Raw genomic sequence first — 18633 nt, 5'->3', positions numbered from 1 at the left:
ACTCGGAGCAAGGGCTTGCCGTGAAAACCGCTGCTCTAGACGACTGGCTCGATGCGTGGGGGTACTTGCAGGATGCGGGTAATCTTCACCGTCCCGACAAGATTTCCAGAAACCATCCGTACGCCCGAGAGATTCAAGATCTTCTTGATCCCGATGGAGATATTCAGGCGCGGGCTGTTTTTGACGTCGGCGGTGTTCCTACCGTCTGCTTCCTGGCGAAGGATCGGCGCACGGACAAGGCAGCCATTCTGAACGGTATCCGCGAGCGAATCTGGAATCAGAGCCTGATCTCTATCGTCTTGGTCGTCGATTGGGACACCGCATGTGCACTTCCCGTCAGTACTCCTGCTGTAGAGGCCGTGGTGCTCACGCGTCAAGAAGCGGGTGTGTTGACCCCGTTCTCGAGTGCAGATGTGCAGTCTGGGACGGTGTTCGCAGATCGCCCTGAATGGTTCTCAACAGAGAACCGGGTTGACCAGGTCCTTCTGAGATCCTTGAAGGTCATGGTTGATGTTTTGCAGAAACAGGGCCTGACCAAGACCGACGCGCAACTGCTGATGGCACAGGTGATGTTTGTCTCCTACCTGGAGCACAGAGGCATCATCGGCGACCAGTACCGCTCCGATCATCAGGTTGGCCAGCTCAGTGCACTTGTTGAGAGCAAGAACCTTGCGGGGATCATCAAGTTGCTGCGTCAGCTCAAGAAGGATTTTAATGGAGACCTGCTTGAACCTGGTGAGCGCCTGGATCAGTTCTGGAGCAGCCTGGTGCCTGCCACGTTTGAGAGCCTGCTTGGATTTCTGAGGCGCGACGACCTAGAAAGTGGTCAGCGTAGCCTCTGGCACTACGACTTCCGCTTCATTCCAGTTGAGCTGATCTCCGGCATCTACGAATCTTTCCTGTCTGAGAACAAGAGAGAAGTAGGCGCGTTCTACACCCCGCGGCATCTGGCGATGTTGGCTGTGGATCTGGCTTTTCAAGATTCCACCGACTTGCTCAATGAGAGCATCTACGACGGTGCCTGTGGTTCAGGTATCCTGCTTACTACCGCCTTCCGGCGCTTGATCGGCCATGCCCAAGGTCGTCGGGGTGGGCCGCTCTCGTTCAGCGAGCGTGTGGAACTGTTGGAGCGCTCAATATTCGGATCAGATCTGAATTTGTCGGCGTGCCGTGTTACTGCCTTCAGTCTATACCTCTCTGTCTTGGAGGGCTTGGCGCCGGCAGATCTGGCTGCCTTGGCCGCCGAGGGGAAGGCCAAGCTACCGAGGCTGGTGGGCAAGAACCTGCGCGGCGGCGAGATAGACGGCGACTTCTTCGATAAGTCCAATCCCCGCGCAAGTCGACCGTCTTGCACTATCTTTCTCTCCAATCCCCCATGGGTTGAGCCGCCTAAAACTGTCAATCTAAGTAGCGATACGTGGGCCTGCACCAATGGCGTCGATCTGCCACGTCGGCAGACAGCTGCGGCCTTTGTCTTTAGGGCTAAGGATTGCTTGGTACCCACTGGCAGAGTCTGCTTCATCCTTCCAGTAAGCCTGCTAGCCGCGCCTAGCAGCAAGACGTTCGTACGCGATCTGCTGGCTAGGTACCGGGTCGAAAAACTGATCAACTTCGGCGATATCCGCAAGCTGCTTTTCTTTTCAGCGCGTCAACCGACCTTGGTGATGGTGGCCACGTCACGGCCCGCAGACCAGTTCACCCCTGCCCGGAATGAGAAAATCGACTACTGGGCTCCCAAGGCGGACGTTAGCTTAGCCTTTGGCCGCTTGACCATCCATGATGCAGATCGTAGTGACATTAGGGCTCAATCCTTGTCTTACAGTAACGAGCTTCTGACTACATTGTTTTGGGGAAATAGTCACGATGTGGCGATGATTGGCCAGCAACGCTTGAAGGGAACGTTGGGTGTACTGCTAAAGCGCGAGGACTGGTCAAGCATGAAGGGTTTCCATGTCCAAGACTCCTCTGTCGAAAAGCCAGTTTCATCGGCACCTTTGGCGGGTTTAGATTTCCTTGATGCCAAATCATTTAGCAGCTTTGGTTCTATCCTAACCCCGGAGACCATCAAACCATTCCCGTCAGAGAAATGGCCCACGGTGGCTCGCATCTCTCTGGCAATGCTCAAGGCATGCCAAGTACCGAAGGTTGTGTTTACCGATGGCATGGATCCTGACAGAAGAGTCTGCGCTGCATATTCAAGCGCCCGCTTCTGCTTCACCAGCAGCATGGGTGTACTCACTGCGCCGGCGAGTGAAGCCAAGCTTCTTCGGTTCATTGCCTTCTACTTGCAATCGGATCTTGCTAGGTATTTTCTGCTCATGACTGCCTATCAGGTGGCGTTTGAGCGAGAGCGGGTCAGCCTGAGCGACCTCAAAGCACTGCCGTTTGTTGCGCCAGATAAGCACCGCGATCCTAAGCACGCAACTGCCATTATCGAGAAGCTTGCTTATCTGCTGAGTGCCATTGAGGCTATGCCCTCAATACTTCATGAGAATCTGTACGCGGGTAAGCGCCAAGAAGCTGAGAGCTTGCTGGCCGACTACTTTGAGTTGACTCCGCTGCAATGCGCTCGCATCCAAGAAATTAGTTCATTGGTCATCAACAGCGTGCAGCCGGGCACGATCTCGGGTCTAAACACGGCGCTGCATAGACGTCCCACTAAGGAAGAGGTGCGGCAGTACGGAGTCACCCTGTGCTATGAGCTACGTGAATGGCAAAAAGCGTCCGGCGGCATAGGCTCAGTTGAGTCCGAGCTGGTCTTCAATGCTTCCGGTGCACGTGGGCCAATTGGCGTGGTCCGGATGACACCCAGCGCAGATGCTCGGTCTCAGGTTGAGACAGCTGAGTCAAACCTTGCCGTAAAGGCTCTGTTGGATGAGCTTCGAGACAATGACCTCCTTCCTGCCAGCTGGGGCGAATCCTTGTATGTTATGGGCGACATCATCATTCGTCACGGCAACAGCATCTACCTGTTGAAGCCCTTCATAAGCAGATTCTGGATGACAGGGTCGGCTCAGCGAGATGCCGAGCGAATTGTGCGGTATGCCAGAGGCATGGAAAACAAATGATAGCTATGGATAACACGCCCCGGGACCCCTGGCGGGACATGTTTCCACTGGACGAGGCTCGCCAAGCCACTGAGTTCCTGGTGGCCACCTGGTATCGCATCACCAAGGACTACCCAGATCATCTCAAGGCCAGCCAGCTCGAGCCGGTGCTTACGGAGAACTTTTGGTGGTACCTCAGTGAAGCTAGCGGGCCGATCGGGCGCCTGACTGGTCAATGGAGCTACGAACGTCACAGCATTGAGCGTGATCCTGCGACAAAGAGGCTCATTAAGCGTATACGCTTGGATATCACTTATTTTTCTAATGCCAGGTTGCCTCGGCTGGATATGGTGTTCGAGTTCAAGAAGCTCGCGCCCGACTCGCGCAGTTGCGGGAAATACCGTGGTGCAGAAGGTCTTGGGCGCTTCGTAGACGGATACTACGCCAAGCATCAGCCATTTGCAGCAATGGTGGGGATGACACTCAGAGACCGGGCCGGCTGCATTAGCAAGCTGACCGCAGATCTTGGAAAGCCGAATGTCCAAACAGCACTGTCCATGGTTACTAATGCAGCCGGCAAGCATGTCTGCTCACCCTCTGAGCTCTTTGGCAGCCACGCGGCGTTCGATACTCAACACGAACGGCCAGCCGACCAGACTTGGAGCGGTGGCAAGATCTGCGTTGCTCACATTTTTCTCCCACTGCCAGGCTGCTCCTAACCGCGCCATCGTCGGGCCGCGTCTGCTGGTGATCGATGAGATCGGCTATCTACCCTTTGGACTTGAGGAGGCGAACTGGGCTTGCCCCATCCCTCCGGACAGATCAGATGGCATGATCATGCCAAAGCGCTCATCGAGGTATGGCGCCAGGACTACAATCATCACAGACCCCATGGCTCGCTCGGCAGGCTGATCCCGAGCGAATACGCCACGTCCAACCAGGTCAGATGGTAATCCCCCCATAAAGGCGGTGAGATCAGAAGTAGAATTTTCTCATTGAGGAGTTCTACAGCATGAAGAAATCACGATTCACAGACAGCCAGATCCTGGACGCGATCAAACGAGTGGAGGCCGGCATCACGGTGCCTGAGATGTGCCGTGAACTGGGCATCAGCTCCGCGACGTTCTATAAGTGGCGCGCCAAGTACGGCGGCATGGATGTGCCGATGATGTCGCGGATGAAGGAGCTGGAGGCGGAGAACGCACGACTGCGCAAGATGTACGTCGAGGAGAAGCTCAAGGCCGAGCTGCGCGCGGAGGCTCTCGAAAAAAAAGTGGTGAAGCCATCTCGCCGCCGCGAGATGGCTCAACGTGTCGTGCAGGAGCGCGGGATATCGGTCCGGTTGGCCTGCGAGACGTTTGGCATCAGCCAGACATGCTACCGCTATGAGGGCAAGCACAAGGCCGAGAACGACGAGATCGCCGACTGGCTGCTACGCCTGACGGATAGCCACCGGAATTGGGGATTTGGACTGTGCTACCTGTATCTACGCAACGTGAAGGGGTTCGGCTGGAACCACAAACGGATCTATCGCATCTATCGGGAGCTGGAGTTGAACCTGCGGATCAAACCACGCAAACGCCTGGTGCGCCAGGCACCTGAACCGCTGACGGTGCCGACGGCCACTAATCACGTCTGGTCGATGGACTTCATGCATGATCAACTGGCCGATGGGCGTAGTATCCGGCTGTTCAACGTGATTGACGACTTCAACCGCGAAGCGCTGGGCATCGAAATCGACTTCTCCTTGCCCTCGGAGCGGGTCATCCGCTCGTTAAAACAGATCATTGCCTGGCGCGGCAAGCCCTTGGCGATTCGTTGTGACAACGTACTAAATGCAAGTGTCTGATCGGTAAATCGACAACGGCAGTCCTGATGCGGCCACAAAGGCAGCAATTCAATGAAAAGAGCGTACTACTTATCCAGCAAGTTCCGCGTCATGTGGGCGAGTCAGCTGACCATAGTAGAAACAAGATCCCGGCAATGTGCAACGGGTCTTCACTGTACTTAAAACAGCTTGAGGGCCCAGCGGAAGGTCCGAGCATTATCTACGAGGTCACGGGGTGATCCGCGCCTCCACGGCCCTACTGATAGGGATCGATCCGCTGGGTAAGCTTTGTTCGTAAAATCGTTGATAGGGTTGGCCCGATTTGATGATGCTGTACGCAACGCGGGCCATCTTCGCTGCGACTGCCGTCAGCGCCTTGCGGCGCAGATCAGCATTTCCTGGATCTGATCGGATGTACCGATCGTACTTGTCCTTGAACGCGTTCTCCCGCTGCCGAATGGCGATCACCGCCGCCAGCCAGAATGCAAGCCGTAAGCGTGCATTGCCTCGCTTAGAGAGTTGCTCGCGTCCACGTTGGTTGCCAGACTGCAGTTTGGCCAGATCGAAGCCGCAGTACTTTAGGAGCTGGCGATGATGCGAGAAGCGCCTGATGTCGCCTACCTCGGCAAGTACCGTCAAGGCGATGATGGGACCGATGCCCGGCAAGCTCACCAGCTGTGCATAGTCCTCGTTATCGGCCAGCACATCCACGGCGCGTTGCTCAAGGCTACGGCGCAGTTCGTTCAGGTACCGGGCCTGGCGCAGGGAGATGCGAAATGTCTCGACAGCCAGGCAATCTGGCGCATGTGGCAAGGCGGCCGAGTGTGCAGCCATCGTCCAGATCTCGGTGAGCTTGGCAGTCTTCTCAACCTTGCGTCCGACGACATCCCAAGCCTGCTGGATAAACGCTTCCTTGGACAGTTGCCGAATGTGAGCAGGCGTCGGAAATTCGATCATGAACCGCAACCACCAATCGATGCGCGTCGTGCTCCAGTACCGCTGCATCTCGGGGAAATACAGCGGTAGATGGTGATTGACGATGGCGTGCAACACCTTGGTCCTGGCCCGCGTGATCTGGTAGTAGGTCTTGGATAGCTCTTGCAGATCGTGGTGGCCGGCCATCAGCGGGTCGACGTAACGCATCACCAGGCCGTGCTTGAGCATGTCGAGGATGACAGCGGCATCCTTCGGATCGTTCTTGTCCCAGGAATTGAACTTCGCCTCACGATATCGGGCTTGCGCGACGGAGGAGATGGTGACCACATCGACGCCGGCTTGTAGCAGCTGATATGCGATGGCACGATGATAGTCGCCGGTCGGCTCAAGTGCGGCGCGCCATGGTCCTGGTGTACCTTTGATGAATTGGATGAGGCGCTCGAAATCAGACGCACTGTTCGCCATCCTGAACCGACGCTGCTGGCCAGTGGCGAACTCGACGAGAACTGCGTTGGACCGCCTGGCCACATCAATCGCCAGTAGATGGTGGGGTTCCGTCGTAGTATTGGTAATGTCAGCCATCTCGGTGTCCTCCTGGGTCTTAGATCAACCTCAGGATGCCTGTCGCCTTGGTTGGCTGACAAGGGCATACCGATCATTCTGCTCTTACTACGGCCCGGAATACCTAAGTTCAGCGATCACGGAATGGGCACGACGGTGGGGCATCAGGCTGGAGTACATCCAGCCAGGCAAGCCGCAACAGAACGCCTATGTCGAGCGGTTCAATCGGACTGTGCGTTACGAGTGGTTGTCCCAATATCACTGGGAAGATCTGGATCAGGTCCAACGTGCAGCGACGGAATGGATGTGGTCCTACAATCACGAACGCCCAAATATGGCCTTGGGCGGCATCACCCCGAAACAGCGGCTGGCCATGGCCGCATAGCCTGCCTACTTCTGGCAATCGCTAAAAATGGGGGGATTACCCTTGGGTCGATTCTTGCTGTTCGAATGTCATTCTTAATTATTGTTTTATATCAAAAAAATGCGACAGCCTTTCCCAAAAGATCATCCTGCTTTCTCTGAGATTCGGGGGTTGAAAGAATCAATTAAGAATATTGAGGATAGAATTGAGCAAACTTATATAGTTGACGGTCTTATGCAGTCGCTTGTTGTAATTTCTGAAATTACTGGGCCGAAGCCTGTGCCAAAGATAATAATAGGAGATGAATCATCGCCTGATATGACTGTTTTTTTTGAATTGCTGCTTAAGAATGCTCCTGAGCCAAATCAGTTTGATCGCGATAGGGATGCTATTTTGAGGTTGGTTCGACGATATGGAAAAAGCGTGGTTCTGGCTTTTATTAGTCCAAAGTTATTAATGAATTTGGAAGTTCTTTTTTCTGGAATCGTGGTGGGCTATATTAGAATATTTAATGAATCTAAGGGGCGTTCGCAGCTTAATTATAGGGATGTGTTTAAGAATAATGACCTCAGGGAAGTTCATAAAAAAATAAACGCGCTGAGAAATCAACAATATGCACATATAGATATCTCGGTTGGTAGGCACCAGCTTTTCTACAAGGTGGATAAAAGCGGGGGTATTTTCATTGATGCGGATGCTCCTCAGAATAGTCAGCATTATTACCTCGAAATGTGTGGGTCATTGCATCAGTGTTTGGCGTGTGTCAGGGATTATCTGCGCACAGATATTAAGAAAAAGAGCGATAAATTAATTGATAAATTGAGTGAATCTCAAAAAACAATCCTTCGAGAGGAGTGGGGGGGGGCGCGGTTTTTCTTGACAAAAATCACCGGTGGCTTGATGTGGCCTGAATCCCTCGCGTGAGGGTATGGAAATTCTCATGATATTGAGAGTGTTCCGAGTTTCGTGGGCGAGGCATAACATGAGAGAAATCGAGCATGGATAGCCTCTCGTCCACGAGGAGCTGTTTAGGAGAGAGTGGACGCTGCCGGTGGCAGCGTTCTCTTAGCTCGGACGGACCAGAGGAAGATGAGGGGGGCAAGGGTAGATTTCAATTGGACCTGCATGGCCAGCGGGGCGTCGGACGAATACCTTTGCTTATTGAATCATCCGAAACTTCTGGAGGATTGCTTCTGGTGAGACGCCGAAATTCGTCCTTGCAGGATCGCCTTGTCGGCCGTTGATCCAAAAATCAGGCGATTTTCAGGCGGTGCCAAGAAGAGAAAATTTTCCGAGTGGATTCATTGGCTTGGAGAGGGGTGTCGTATTTTACTTTATTCTGTTCTTCTTTTTGCCTAACGTCACAGTTACCGAATAGATAAAATTCGGACATGGCAGCTACTGGAGCGTTCCCTCGTGTCCTATTGTGTATATTGCGAGCAGCTCACCAAACCGACCCGTGAGCATGTGTTTCCAAGTTTCCTTAACAAACGCGCAGATCGGCAGGGTCTATATTACAGCGCGGCAGCGGAAAAATATGTTGAGGGCGCACCCGTCGTTCGGGATGTTTGTGATGCCTGTAACAATGAGACATTATCTCGGCTTGACGACTACGCGTCTGACTTGTTCGACCGCTACTTTGTTCACGTCATTGTTAAGCCGGTATTGTTCCAATGTGACCCCAACCGATTAAGCAGGTGGCTCTTAAAAGTGATGTTTAATGGGCAACGTGCGTTTGGAGGAGTCGAGAAGTCATTCCTGCCCTATAGGCCCTATATCCTTGGTAAGGATCCATACCCGCCTAGAAAGGTCTTTTTGTTCGGGGGAGTCATGGTGCCGTCTAAATTCGAGGGACGATTTGTACTCCCTCGAGATTTCCGATTGTCGGAACTGCGGCCAGATGAGCGATTGCTCGGAGTTGAGTTTGATATTGCGCACATGCTGACGCTGAACTCGTTCATGCTATGCGTGATTAGTCTCAAAGACGTGAAATTGGAGGTGCTTCCGAGCAACATCACGCTGACACTGAAGAACGGACTAGGGCTGGTTCAGTTCAGCGACGAGGGTGAGATCTTTTTTGATCCAAGTGACTCGCGTATTGATCATGTTTCACACAAGGTGAACCAAACGAGAAATAAGCCCTGGTTATTTGGCCGGAATGGTAATGTAGTTGTTGGAAATAAAATTTTTAAAATCACAGCGCACCCTCGGATGCGACAGTCGGGATCAGCGGTTCGCGACAATAAGCTATCGCTGATGAGTGTTAATGTGGATAACAAATTGTTTGCTATGATCGGCTTCCAGGTCTATCCACCGCAGCTTCGTGAAATACAAACCAGACTAGGCACAAGCATTTCCGAATCGAAGCGAGCTTATGCAATCATCGAGCGGCGTAAGTACAAGACATATGTGACGCTGGTGGATCCAAAGGAGCTAGGTCGTCCGCACTTGGATATGCGAACCGGCATCGAACAATCCGACGAGAATTGGCGACTATGGAGGTCAGCGTTTGAGCGCACCGGTTTGATCTATCTGATCGAGGGGGTGGGAAATGCACCAAGGAGCAGCAGCGTTCTTTGCGCCGTGCCGATACTAAAAGTCAGCATCCACGAGGCCGGAACAGTAGGCCTCTGAGACCTCTTGCTAGCTTCTGGCCGAAAGCAGCCGCTTACGTTGAACAGTCCCGAAAGTTCAGAACTAAGCGGCGGAAAGTACGGAAAGTTCAAAACTGAACGACCAGATAGTTCAGGACTCGATGGCGGATTTTCCGCAACTTATTGATTTGCACGGGGAGAGAGTTCAAATGTCAAAGGCGTTCGACACCAGATGTCGAACGCCACTGAGTTTTGACGTTAGAGTCCCCCGGCGCAGACCAGTGTTGTGCCCGTGACGTAAGAAGCAGCCGGCGAGGCCAGCCAGGCAATAGCCTCTGCGATTTCGGTTGGCTGCGCCAGACGGCCCAGCGGAATCCTGGGGGCGACGCGGGCGGGCCGGTCCGGTTCGCCGGCCGCCGCGTGGATGTCCGTCAGGGTGCTGCCCGGCGCCAGTCCACAGACTCGGATGCCTTCGGCGGCCACCTCCCTGGCCAGGCCCAGGGTGAAGGCCTCCAGTGCGGCTTTGCTGGCGGCGTAGTGCACATATTCGCCGGGGCTGCCTGTGCGGGCCGCGATGGACGAGACATTGATGATCACACCCTGCGTGCCATGGCGCCTGAAATTCGACAGCGCCTCGCGTGCGCATTGCATGGCGCCTAGTGCGTTGACCCGGAACACCTGTTCGATGGCGGCCTCGGTCGTATCCGTGAACGGCCCGATAGGGCCGGTGATGCCTGCATTGTTGACCAGGCCGTGGAGCGGCCCGATCTCGTGTTCGATGGTGTCGAACATCCGCCGGATGTCCTCGCTGCGACCCACGTCGGCCTGGATCACTGTGGCCTTGTGGCCGATGGCGTGGATGGATTCCGCCACGGCATGGGCCGACCGTTCGTCGCGGGCATAGTTCAGGACGACGTCGTGGCCCAGGCGCGCGGCGGCCATCGCAGTCGCCGCGCCGATGCCGCGGCTGGCGCCGGTAATGAGCAGCGTGCCGGGTTCGGCGCTGTCCGGGTGTCGATCGTTCATGGGTGGGTTTCCTGTGAAGCGGAACTGCGGATCAGTCGAATATGGAGACCTGCTGCAGGGCGAATTCCATGTACAGCGCCTGATCGAGCAGGCGGATCGGACAAGGTGGCCTGCAAGTCGCTCTGGCTGGGTCCGGTCAGCGCGCAGGATAGGGTCCAGTGTGCCATGGATGCTGCCGAAAAATGTCTTCTGGCAGCACCGTACGCGATGGCCGCGATATCACCGGGGCAGCGATTACATATCCGTCATGGTTGTAATTTTTCTAGGGATTTCCCGGATGCTTGTACAGGCCGCCCTGATTCATTTCAACAGCAACGAAAATTTTTAGAAATAGGTTTGCTGCGCCTCTTCCCCCAAGATGCATTGACTCGCTGCCCGAAAGACGTAACTGGGCCCCGAGTCTAAATCACTTAGCCATATGCCCGCCCGTGTACGGCAGACGTATTTCGATGTCCCGTCGATTTACTTGCCTGCGTGCGACCTCTTGTACTGGACTCTCTAAGTTCAGGCCCGGTATCCATCACTACAGGAGAGCTCCCGAATGACTGTTTTTACCATCGCTCCGATAGGAACCTGCCGCATCCACACGCCGCTGCGCGAGGCCGTGGGACGCTACCCGATCAAGCTTCAACTCGGCCGCAACTATGGCTTTGTGCACACGGCAGCTGAAGCGCTCCAGCAGGCGCGATTCATGTTCAACCAGGCCGACATTCCCGCCGACGTCCAGCGTCTGATCTTCCGGCCTTCGAATGGCGAGCAGGCTCGCCGTGGCACGCACAAACCCGCTGACCTGTACATGGTCGAGCTGTCTTCCCGCAAGCTCCTGACCATTGGCGGCTTTCCCATCCAATCGAACTACCTGGTCCGCTATTTCAGCGAGTTCTTCGCTGATCGGACGCGTACGGTTTGCCTCCGACATGACCATCGTCCTGGATTCGCAGCTGCGTGTGCCGTCCAACACGACCATAGACGGGCGCAGCAAGCGGGTGACCTTGGTAGACGATGGCCTGGGCGTGTATGGCAGCCGAAACGTCATCCTGACGCATCTGACGATAGACGGGCGCCTGAGACGGCTCACGCAAGCCGTGAACGTGGCCAACGGCAGCCGCGACGTGTGGGTCGACCACATGGACCTGTCACGGATGTCCGACCGCCTGCTCAATGTGAAGAACGGTTCGACCGACGTGACGATCTCGTGGACCAAGTTCCACGACTCGAACAAGGTCATGTTGCTCAACAACATTACCGCGAAGAACCTGTTTCAGAACTATGAACGCGATTCGATCGCGCGCGTGACGCTGCACCATAACTATTTCTTCAACACGGTCCAGCGCAATCCCAGAGCGCAGTTTGGCACTTTCCACCTGTTCAATAACCTGGTGGAAAACTGGGATTTCTACGGCATGAGCTTCAGTCTGGAGGCCAAAGCCCTGGTCGAAGGCAACATCTTCAACAACGATTCCCAGCGCAAGTGCGTGGAGCCTGAGTTCTTCCCCACGGTGGAAGGCATCAATGTGAATTACTGTCGCTATATCTCCGTCGCACCCGAACGCAGTGCGCTGGGTAACGGCGAATCTGATCGCAAGGCCTACGAGAAACTGAAGTCCCGGTACGGCTATACCCGTGATTACAAGGCTTTTCTGCGCTTGAAAGACAACCTGTATCTGGGCGATGCGAAGCCGGTGCTGCAGGACTACCGCCCCGAATCGGTGCCGGCGCCTCCGTACTGCTACGGCTATGAGAAGCCGACGCAGGGCCTGGCCGAGACGATACGAAAATTGGCGGGCAACACGTCCATCGATATCCCGCTGGCTGGATCGCGCGCGGTCGTGAGTTGTCCAGTGCTAAGCCCGCCCTAAGTCTCATGATGTAATCTGCGCAGCTGATGCTGGACCAAGGAAAGCAGATGCAGGTGCAAAATGACACCCCTCGCGTGTTGATTCCGCGTGGCGTGTGGGTGCTGGGGTTCGTCAGTCTCTTGATGGATGTCTCGTCTGAACTCATCCACAGCCTGCTGCCGCTGTTCATGGTGACGACGCTGGGCGCCAGCGTGCTGGTCGTCGGTTGGGTGGAAGGCCTGGCCGAGTCTCTGGCGCTGATCGTCAAGGTGTTTTCCGGCACCTTGAGCGACTATCTGGGCAAGCGCAAGGGTCTGGCCGTTTTCGGCTATGGCTTGGCTGCCTTGACGAAGCCTTTGTTTGCGCTGGCCGGCACGATTGATGTCGTGCTGACGGCCCGTTTGCTGGATCGTGTCGGCAAGGGCGTGCGCGGCGCGCCGCGCGATGCGCTGGTGGCCGATCTGGCGCCGCCCGATGCGCGGGGGGCGGCATTCGGTCTGCGACAGGCGCTCGATGCGGTGGGGGCGACCCTGGGGCCGCTGTTGGCGGTGGGCTTGATGCTGCTGTGGGCCGATCAGTTCCGGGCCATTTTCTGGGTGGCGGTGATCCCGGCGGCGGCCAGCGTGGCGCTGCTTGTTTTTGGCGTGCGTGAGCCTCGGCCAACTCAGTGCGCCAAGCGCAGCAATCCGATCCGCCGCGACAATCTGCGCCGCCTGACAAGGCCCTACTGGTGGGTGGTCGGCATCGGCGCCATTTTCACTCTGGCGCGTTTCAGCGAAGCCTTCCTGGTCCTGCGGGCGCAGCAGACCGGCATTGCCATGGCGCTGGTGCCGCTGGCGATCGTGGTCATGAATCTGGCGTATTCCTTGTCCGCCTACCCTTTTGGCCGCCTGTCCGACCGTTGCAGCCATCGGACGCTGCTGGCGGTGGGGCTGGTGGTGCTGCTGGCGGCGGATCTGTTGCTGGCCGTGGGCAGCCATTGGTCCGTCATCATGCTGGGTGTCCTGCTCTGGGGCATCCATCTGGGCGCGACCCAAGGGCTGCTGGCCACCATGGTGGCCGATACGGTACCCGCCGACCTGCGCGGCACGGCCTACGGATTTTTCAATCTGGTGGCGGGGGTCACGATGTTGCTGGCCAGTGTCCTGGCCGGCTTGCTGTGGGATCGGCTGGGCGCTGCCGCGACGTTTTACGGGGGCGCCGGTCTGTGCCTGCTGGCTCTGCTGGTTCTGCAGGTTTCCGTTGCCGCCAGAAAAGCAGGGTAAACCAACGATCTGGCGGTTGGTCCGGGTCGATCAGGCGGGCAGTGCGATCCGGGGGGTGAGCGCTGCTGGTGGCGGCCCTTGGTGGAAGACGCCTGCCGCCTGGGCCAGATTATGTGTCTGCGCATCCATGGTCAGGACCGAGGTCGAGGACTGTTCAGCCATGGCGGCGTTGCCCTGGGTCAGATCGCTCAGCTGGATGAAAGTTTGCTGAATGCGCAGCAGGTCATCGGACTGTTCCTGCCCTGCGGCATGCACCTGTCCGATCAGCGCGCTGACCTGCCGGTTATGGTCCAGCACATCACCCATGGCGGCGGTGGCTTCCCGCGTGCGGGATACGCCGCCCTGGGCGATGTGCACGACTTCCTCGATCAGTGTTTTGATTTCTTTGGCGGCGCCGGCTGAGCGCTGCGCCAGCGATCGGACTTCACCGGCGACGACGGCAAAGCCGCGCCCCTGTTCCCCTGCTCGGGCGGCTTCGACCGCAGCGTTGAGCGCCAGGATATTGGTCTGGAACGCGATGCTGTCGATCACGCCCACGATGTCGCCGATCCGTTTGCTGGCGGCGTCCATTTGCTCGATCTGGGTCGCGGCTTCCTGGACGATCTGCGCCGCCCGGCCCGCGGAGGTGCTGGACGCCTGCGCCAGGGAAACAGCTGTCTGGGCGTGGCTGTGGTTTTCGGCGATCAGGTGGCCCAGGCGTTCCATGTCGCTGGCCGTGTTGTGCAGGCGTTCGGCGGCGGATTCCGTCTGGGAGCTGAGGTGCTGGCTGCCCTGGGCGATTTCCGCCGAGGCGTGACGCAGTCCCTGCAACTGGTTTTGCACATCGTCGATGAACGAGCGTAGGTTCAGACTGCTTTGTTTGATGGCTTTCTGGATCGAGGCGACCTCGTCCAGGCGCGTCAGGCGCCAGTCGTCGACGGGTTGGCCGCTGGCCGCCTGGATGGCCTGCTGCTGGATGGCGCGCAAGGGGCGGATCAGGCGGCGTTCCAGCAGATAGCCCGCCAGAGCTGTCAGGCCGAGTCCGGCGGCGCTGGCCGCGGGCCAGACCGAACCGGTCGTATCAAGCGCCGCCATGGACAGCGACCATAAACCCCAGAGAGCGCCCAGTGTCAGGGCCAATCGTTGGCGCAGCGACAGCAGACGCAGGCTGTTGCGCCAGCGTCGCCAGCCCGTATCAAAGAGCAGCCCTTGGTGGAAGCGGACTTTTTGGCTGCCCTGGGCGAAGTCTTGGAAGATGCGTTCGGCGGCCTGGATTTCCGGTATGCTGGGTTTGGTGCGTACCGAGATATAGCCGCTCAGGGCGCCTTGATGGTAGACCGGCGCCACGTTGGCCCGTACCCAATAGGTGCCGCCGTCCTTGCGCCGGTTTTTCAATACGGCGGTCCAGGATCTGCCTTGTTGCAGCGTGTCCCACAGGTCCTGGTAGGCGGCGGGCGGCACATCGGGATGTCGCACGATGTTATGGGCTTTGCCCAGCAACTCTGCGTATTCAAAGCCGCTGACGCGCACAAAGGCGGCATTGGCGTAGGTGATCCGCCCTTTGACGTCGGTGGCCGACAGCAGAGTTTCATGAGCGGGGAAGTCATGTATGTGCTGCGTGACAGGCAGATTTTTGCGCATGGATGGATCCGATTGCTTGAGGCGTCAATTAATATATGAATATCAATAACTTACGTGAATTTTACGAGATATTCCCCGTCACGCCACAAATAAAATCCCAACAATTATGTAAATTCCGCATGATTGTTGGGATTTCTTTCGATAGCCAAACTCAATCAGTTCTATAAGAACTATCAATTTTACTTATTAATAGGAATTGCCTACACTGGATTCCGTTGCCACTGAGGCCACTTACCGAACCACTGAATAAGGAGCATCCATGTCTTTGATCAACACCACGATCAAGCCCTTCAAAGCCACTGCCTATCACAATGGCAAGTTCGTCGAGGTCACCGAGCAGACCGTCGCGGGCAAATGGTCGGTTTTCGTGTTCTACCCCGCCGACTTCACCTTCGTGTGCCCGACCGAACTGGAAGACCTGGCCGATCATTACGCTGAATTCCAGAAGATGGGCGTGGAAGTCTATTCCGTGTCCACCGATACGCATTTCGCCCACAAGGCCTGGCACGACACGTCCGAAGCCATCAAGAAGGTCAACTACCCGATGATCGGCGACCCGACCCACACGCTGTCGCGCAACTTCGACGTGCTGATCGAAGAAGAAGGCATCGCCCTGCGCGGCACTTTCGTGGTCAATCCGGCCGGCGAAATCAAGGTCCTGGAAATCCATGACAACGGCATCGGCCGTGATGCGTCCGAACTGCTGCGCAAGGTCAAGGCTGCCCAGTACATCGCCAGCCACCCGGGCGAAGTCTGCCCGGCCAAGTGGGAAGAAGGCGCCAAGACCCTGACCCCCTCTCTGGATCTGGTCGGCAAGATCTGATCTCCATCGCCAGGTAGCGTGCGGCGGCATGGACCGCCTGCGCACCCTGTGATGCGACAGCGGCCCGTCTGCGGGCGGGCCGCCCATTTTTCTCCCCGTACTTTTGATCGGGCAATACCGCCATGGTTTGCCATGGGGAAGTTTTTTCCAAAAAGGTGTGAATATGCTGGATGCGAACCTCAAAGGCCAATTAGGAACCTATCTCGAGCGGGTTACCGCGCCCGTCGAGCTGCGCGCCTCCCTGGATGGCAGCACTCAGGCACAGGAAATGCGCGTCTTTCTGGAAGAAATCGCTGGTCTGTCCGACAAGCTGTCGCTGGTCGAGGCCACGGCTCAGGATGGCCGCAGCCCGTCGTTTGAAATCGCCCGGACCGGCAGCGACATCGGTGTGCGTTTTGCCGGGATGCCGCTGGGGCACGAATTCACCTCGCTGGTGCTGGCGCTGTTGCAGGTCGGCGGCCACCCGCCCAAGCTGGACGAGGACGTGATCGAACAGATTCGCGCCTTGCCGGGCGACTACCTGTTTGAGACCTATTTTTCCCTGTCGTGCCAGAACTGCCCGGACGTGGTCCAGGCCCTGAACGCGATGTCGGTCATCAACCCGCGCATCCGCCATGTGGCCATCGACGGCGCCCTGTTCCAGGATGAAGTGCAGAAGCGCGAGATCCTGTCCGTGCCGGCGGTGTTCCTGAATGGCGAACTGTTCCATCAGGGCCGCGCCGGCGTCGAAGAACTGCTGGCCAAGCTGGATGCGGGCAACGACGAGGCCAAGGTCGATGCCTTGAACGCCCGCGAAACATTCGACGTGCTGGTCGTGGGCGGCGGTCCCGCCGGCGCGGCAGCCGCCGTCTATGCGGCCCGCAAAGGCATCCGCACGGGGGTCGTGGCGGAACGCTTCGGCGGTCAGGTGCTGGATACCATGGCCATCGAAAACTACATTTCGGTGCTGGAAACCGAGGGCCCTAAATTCGGCGTGGCGCTGGAGCAGCACGTCAAGGCCTACGAAGTGGACATCATGAACCTGCAACGGGCCACGAAACTGGTGCCGGGCAAGTCGGTTCAGGTAGAACTGGCCAGCGGCGCGGTCCTGAAGGCCAAGAGTGTCATCCTGTCCACGGGTGCGCGCTGGCGCCAGATCAACGTGCCGGGTGAAAACGAATACCGCAATCGTGGCGTGGCCTACTGCCCGCACTGCGATGGTCCCTTGTTCAAGGGCAAGCGGGTGGCGGTCATCGGCGGCGGCAATTCAGGTGTCGAGGCGGCCATCGATCTGGCCGGTATCGTCGGCCACGTCACGCTGGTGGAATACGGCGATGCCTTGCGGGCGGACGATGTCCTGCAACGCAAGCTGCGCAGCCTGCCCAACGTCGTCATCCTGACGTCGGCGCAGACCACGGAAATCCATGGCGACGGCAAGCGCGTCACGAGCCTAAGCTACAAGGACCGCAGCAGCGGGGATGTCCATCAGGTCGAACTGGAAGGCGTGTTCATCCAGATTGGTCTGGTACCCAATACCGAATGGCTGAAAGGCGTGGTGGATCTGACTGCGCACGGTGAAATCGTGGTCGATGCGCGCGGCCAGACTTCGGTGCCGGGCGTGTTCGCCGCCGGCGACGCGACCACCGTGCCTTACAAGCAGATCATCATCGCCGCCGGCGATGGCGCCAAGGCCGCGCTGTCCGCCTTCGACCATCTGATCCGCAGTTCGGTCGACACGGATGTGACGGCTGCCGCCTGACGTTTCGTTCGCGGTGTGGAAAAGCCCTGCAGGATTTTTGCAGGGCTTTTTTTCATCCATGGACGGCGGGGCGTCGATACAATAGTGTTCTGTGATTCTTGTGACTTGCGGCTGCCTGTCGCAGCCTGTCTGATCGAGCCCCCTCATGTTGTCTGAATACGGCGTTCTGGATGTCTGGACCTATCTGGCCGGCGTCATTATCATCGTGCTGCTGCCTGGCCCCAATTCCCTGTTCGTGCTGGCCATCGGCGCGGGGCGCGGCGTCAGAGCCGGGTATCAGGCGGCATTGGGCGTCTTTTTGGGGGATTCGATCCTGATGACGCTGACGGCAGCAGGCGCCGCATCGGTGCTGCATCTGCTGCCGGTTCTGTTCATGGCCCTGAAAACAGTCGGTGCAGTCTATCTCAGCTATCTGGGCGTTCGCTTGCTGTGGTCGGCCTGGCGTCCGGTCCAGGCGGATGCGAAAACCCTGTCCAGCGCGGCGGGCAACCCCTTTCATAAGGCGCTGTTGCTCAGCTTGCTCAACCCCAAGGCCATTTTGTTCCTGCTGTCGTTCTTCGTGCAGTTTGTGGACCCGGCCTATTCGTATCCCGCTGTGTCGTTCCTGATCCTGGCGACCATCCTGCAAGTGTGCAGCATGCTGTATTTGTCGGCGCTGATTTTCGGCGGTTCGCAGCTGGCGGCCGCTTTTCGCCGGCGTCAGGGGCTGGCGCGCATCGGCAGCGGCCTGGTGGGTGCGCTGTTTCTGTGGTTCGCCGGACGCATGGTATTCGAGTCCTGATCGGCGGCAGGTATGACAGGCATCATCACTCTGCGATAATATCCGCCATTCATCCAACGTGATGTCCCGGTGCCGGAACCCCGCATACGACCGTGTGGCGGGCCTGGCGGTTCGCATTGATCAGGCATGTCCAGCTGGCCTAGGGGTTTGTCCCCTTTAGGCCGCTTCCCGCATCCTGAGTAGAATTTTTCGAATCCGGCTGTTTCACGAAC

General features: G+C 57.3%; 13 protein-coding genes and 3 pseudogenes. 12 read left to right on the top strand and 4 right to left on the bottom strand.

Annotated elements, in window-relative coordinates:
• Nucleotides 1-20: 20 nt before the first annotated feature.
• The 4 genes and pseudogenes from VDP79_RS12065 to VDP79_RS12055 all read left to right on the top strand — a co-directional run.
• The gene (locus VDP79_RS12065) at nucleotides 21-3068 is read left to right on the top strand and encodes an HsdM family class I SAM-dependent methyltransferase (RefSeq protein ID WP_323018436.1); all 3048 of its coding nucleotides are present in this window, start codon (nucleotides 21-23) and stop codon (nucleotides 3066-3068) included.
• Nucleotides 3069-3106: 38 nt separating this feature from the next.
• Nucleotides 3107-3766: a hypothetical protein gene (locus VDP79_RS12060; RefSeq protein WP_323018435.1), complete on the top strand. Its 660-nt coding sequence runs from the start codon at nucleotides 3107-3109 to the stop codon at nucleotides 3764-3766.
• An 81-nt stretch (nucleotides 3767-3847) separates the two neighbouring features.
• A complete protein-coding gene (locus VDP79_RS14990) occupies nucleotides 3848-4000 on the top strand; it encodes an integrase core domain-containing protein (RefSeq protein ID WP_416233107.1) in 153 nt (50 codons plus the stop codon).
• A 59-nt stretch (nucleotides 4001-4059) separates the two neighbouring features.
• Nucleotides 4060-4875 (top strand): annotated as a pseudogene (locus VDP79_RS12055) (IS3 family transposase); the annotation flags it as partial.
• Nucleotides 4876-5103: 228 nt separating this feature from the next.
• On the opposite strand, the gene VDP79_RS12050 reads toward VDP79_RS12055, so the two are convergent.
• Entirely contained in the window at nucleotides 5104-6393 is a 1290-nt protein-coding gene (locus VDP79_RS12050; RefSeq protein WP_323018434.1) for an IS110 family transposase, read from the bottom strand.
• 91 nt (nucleotides 6394-6484) lie between these two features.
• Here VDP79_RS12050 and VDP79_RS12045 point away from each other — a divergent pair.
• The 3 genes and pseudogenes from VDP79_RS12045 to VDP79_RS12035 form a co-directional block, all read left to right on the top strand.
• Nucleotides 6485-6757, top strand: a pseudogene (locus VDP79_RS12045) (transposase); the annotation flags it as partial.
• Between the two features lie 99 nt (nucleotides 6758-6856).
• Nucleotides 6857-7660 (top strand): hypothetical protein, encoded by an 804-nt coding sequence (locus VDP79_RS12040; RefSeq protein ID WP_323018433.1) that lies wholly within the window; start codon nucleotides 6857-6859, stop codon nucleotides 7658-7660.
• 492 nt (nucleotides 7661-8152) lie between these two features.
• Nucleotides 8153-9370 (top strand): hypothetical protein, encoded by a 1218-nt coding sequence (locus VDP79_RS12035; protein WP_323018432.1) that lies wholly within the window; start codon nucleotides 8153-8155, stop codon nucleotides 9368-9370.
• A gap of 218 nt (nucleotides 9371-9588) precedes the next feature.
• Here VDP79_RS12035 and VDP79_RS12030 read toward each other — a convergent pair whose 3' ends face one another.
• Nucleotides 9589-10356: an SDR family NAD(P)-dependent oxidoreductase gene (locus VDP79_RS12030; protein ID WP_323018431.1), complete on the bottom strand. Its 768-nt coding sequence runs from the start codon at nucleotides 10354-10356 to the stop codon at nucleotides 9589-9591.
• Between the two features lie 523 nt (nucleotides 10357-10879).
• On the bottom strand, nucleotides 10880-11275 hold the full coding sequence (locus VDP79_RS12025; RefSeq protein WP_323018979.1) for a hypothetical protein: 396 nt from the start codon (nucleotides 11273-11275) through the stop codon (nucleotides 10880-10882).
• Between VDP79_RS12025 and VDP79_RS12020 the strand changes: the two are divergent.
• Nucleotides 11256-12215: pseudogene (locus VDP79_RS12020) on the top strand (pectate lyase family protein); the annotation flags it as partial. The gene VDP79_RS12025 and the pseudogene VDP79_RS12020 overlap by 20 nt on opposite strands.
• Before the next feature lie 47 nt (nucleotides 12216-12262).
• On the top strand, nucleotides 12263-13459 hold the full coding sequence (locus VDP79_RS12015) for an MFS transporter (RefSeq protein WP_323018430.1): 1197 nt from the start codon (nucleotides 12263-12265) through the stop codon (nucleotides 13457-13459).
• 30 nt (nucleotides 13460-13489) lie between these two features.
• Here the strand turns inward: VDP79_RS12015 and VDP79_RS12010 are convergent, their stop codons facing one another.
• Nucleotides 13490-15079: a methyl-accepting chemotaxis protein gene (locus VDP79_RS12010; RefSeq protein WP_323018429.1), complete on the bottom strand. Its 1590-nt coding sequence runs from the start codon at nucleotides 15077-15079 to the stop codon at nucleotides 13490-13492.
• 259 nt (nucleotides 15080-15338) lie between these two features.
• On the opposite strand from VDP79_RS12010, the gene ahpC reads away from it, so the two are divergent.
• From ahpC to leuE, 3 genes are all read left to right on the top strand, one after another.
• Nucleotides 15339-15902: an alkyl hydroperoxide reductase subunit C gene (ahpC, locus tag VDP79_RS12005; RefSeq protein ID WP_323018428.1), complete on the top strand. Its 564-nt coding sequence runs from the start codon at nucleotides 15339-15341 to the stop codon at nucleotides 15900-15902.
• A gap of 163 nt (nucleotides 15903-16065) precedes the next feature.
• On the top strand, nucleotides 16066-17640 hold the full coding sequence (gene ahpF, locus VDP79_RS12000) for an alkyl hydroperoxide reductase subunit F (protein WP_323018427.1): 1575 nt from the start codon (nucleotides 16066-16068) through the stop codon (nucleotides 17638-17640).
• Nucleotides 17641-17785: 145 nt separating this feature from the next.
• On the top strand, nucleotides 17786-18421 hold the full coding sequence (gene leuE, locus VDP79_RS11995) for a leucine efflux protein LeuE (RefSeq protein ID WP_323018426.1): 636 nt from the start codon (nucleotides 17786-17788) through the stop codon (nucleotides 18419-18421).
• Nucleotides 18422-18633: the final 212 nt, after the last annotated feature.

This window comes from Castellaniella sp. (genome assembly GCF_034675905.1).
Taxonomy (GTDB): domain Bacteria; phylum Pseudomonadota; class Gammaproteobacteria; order Burkholderiales; family Burkholderiaceae_B; genus Castellaniella.
This window is presented reverse-complemented; position numbering and strand designations above follow the sequence as displayed.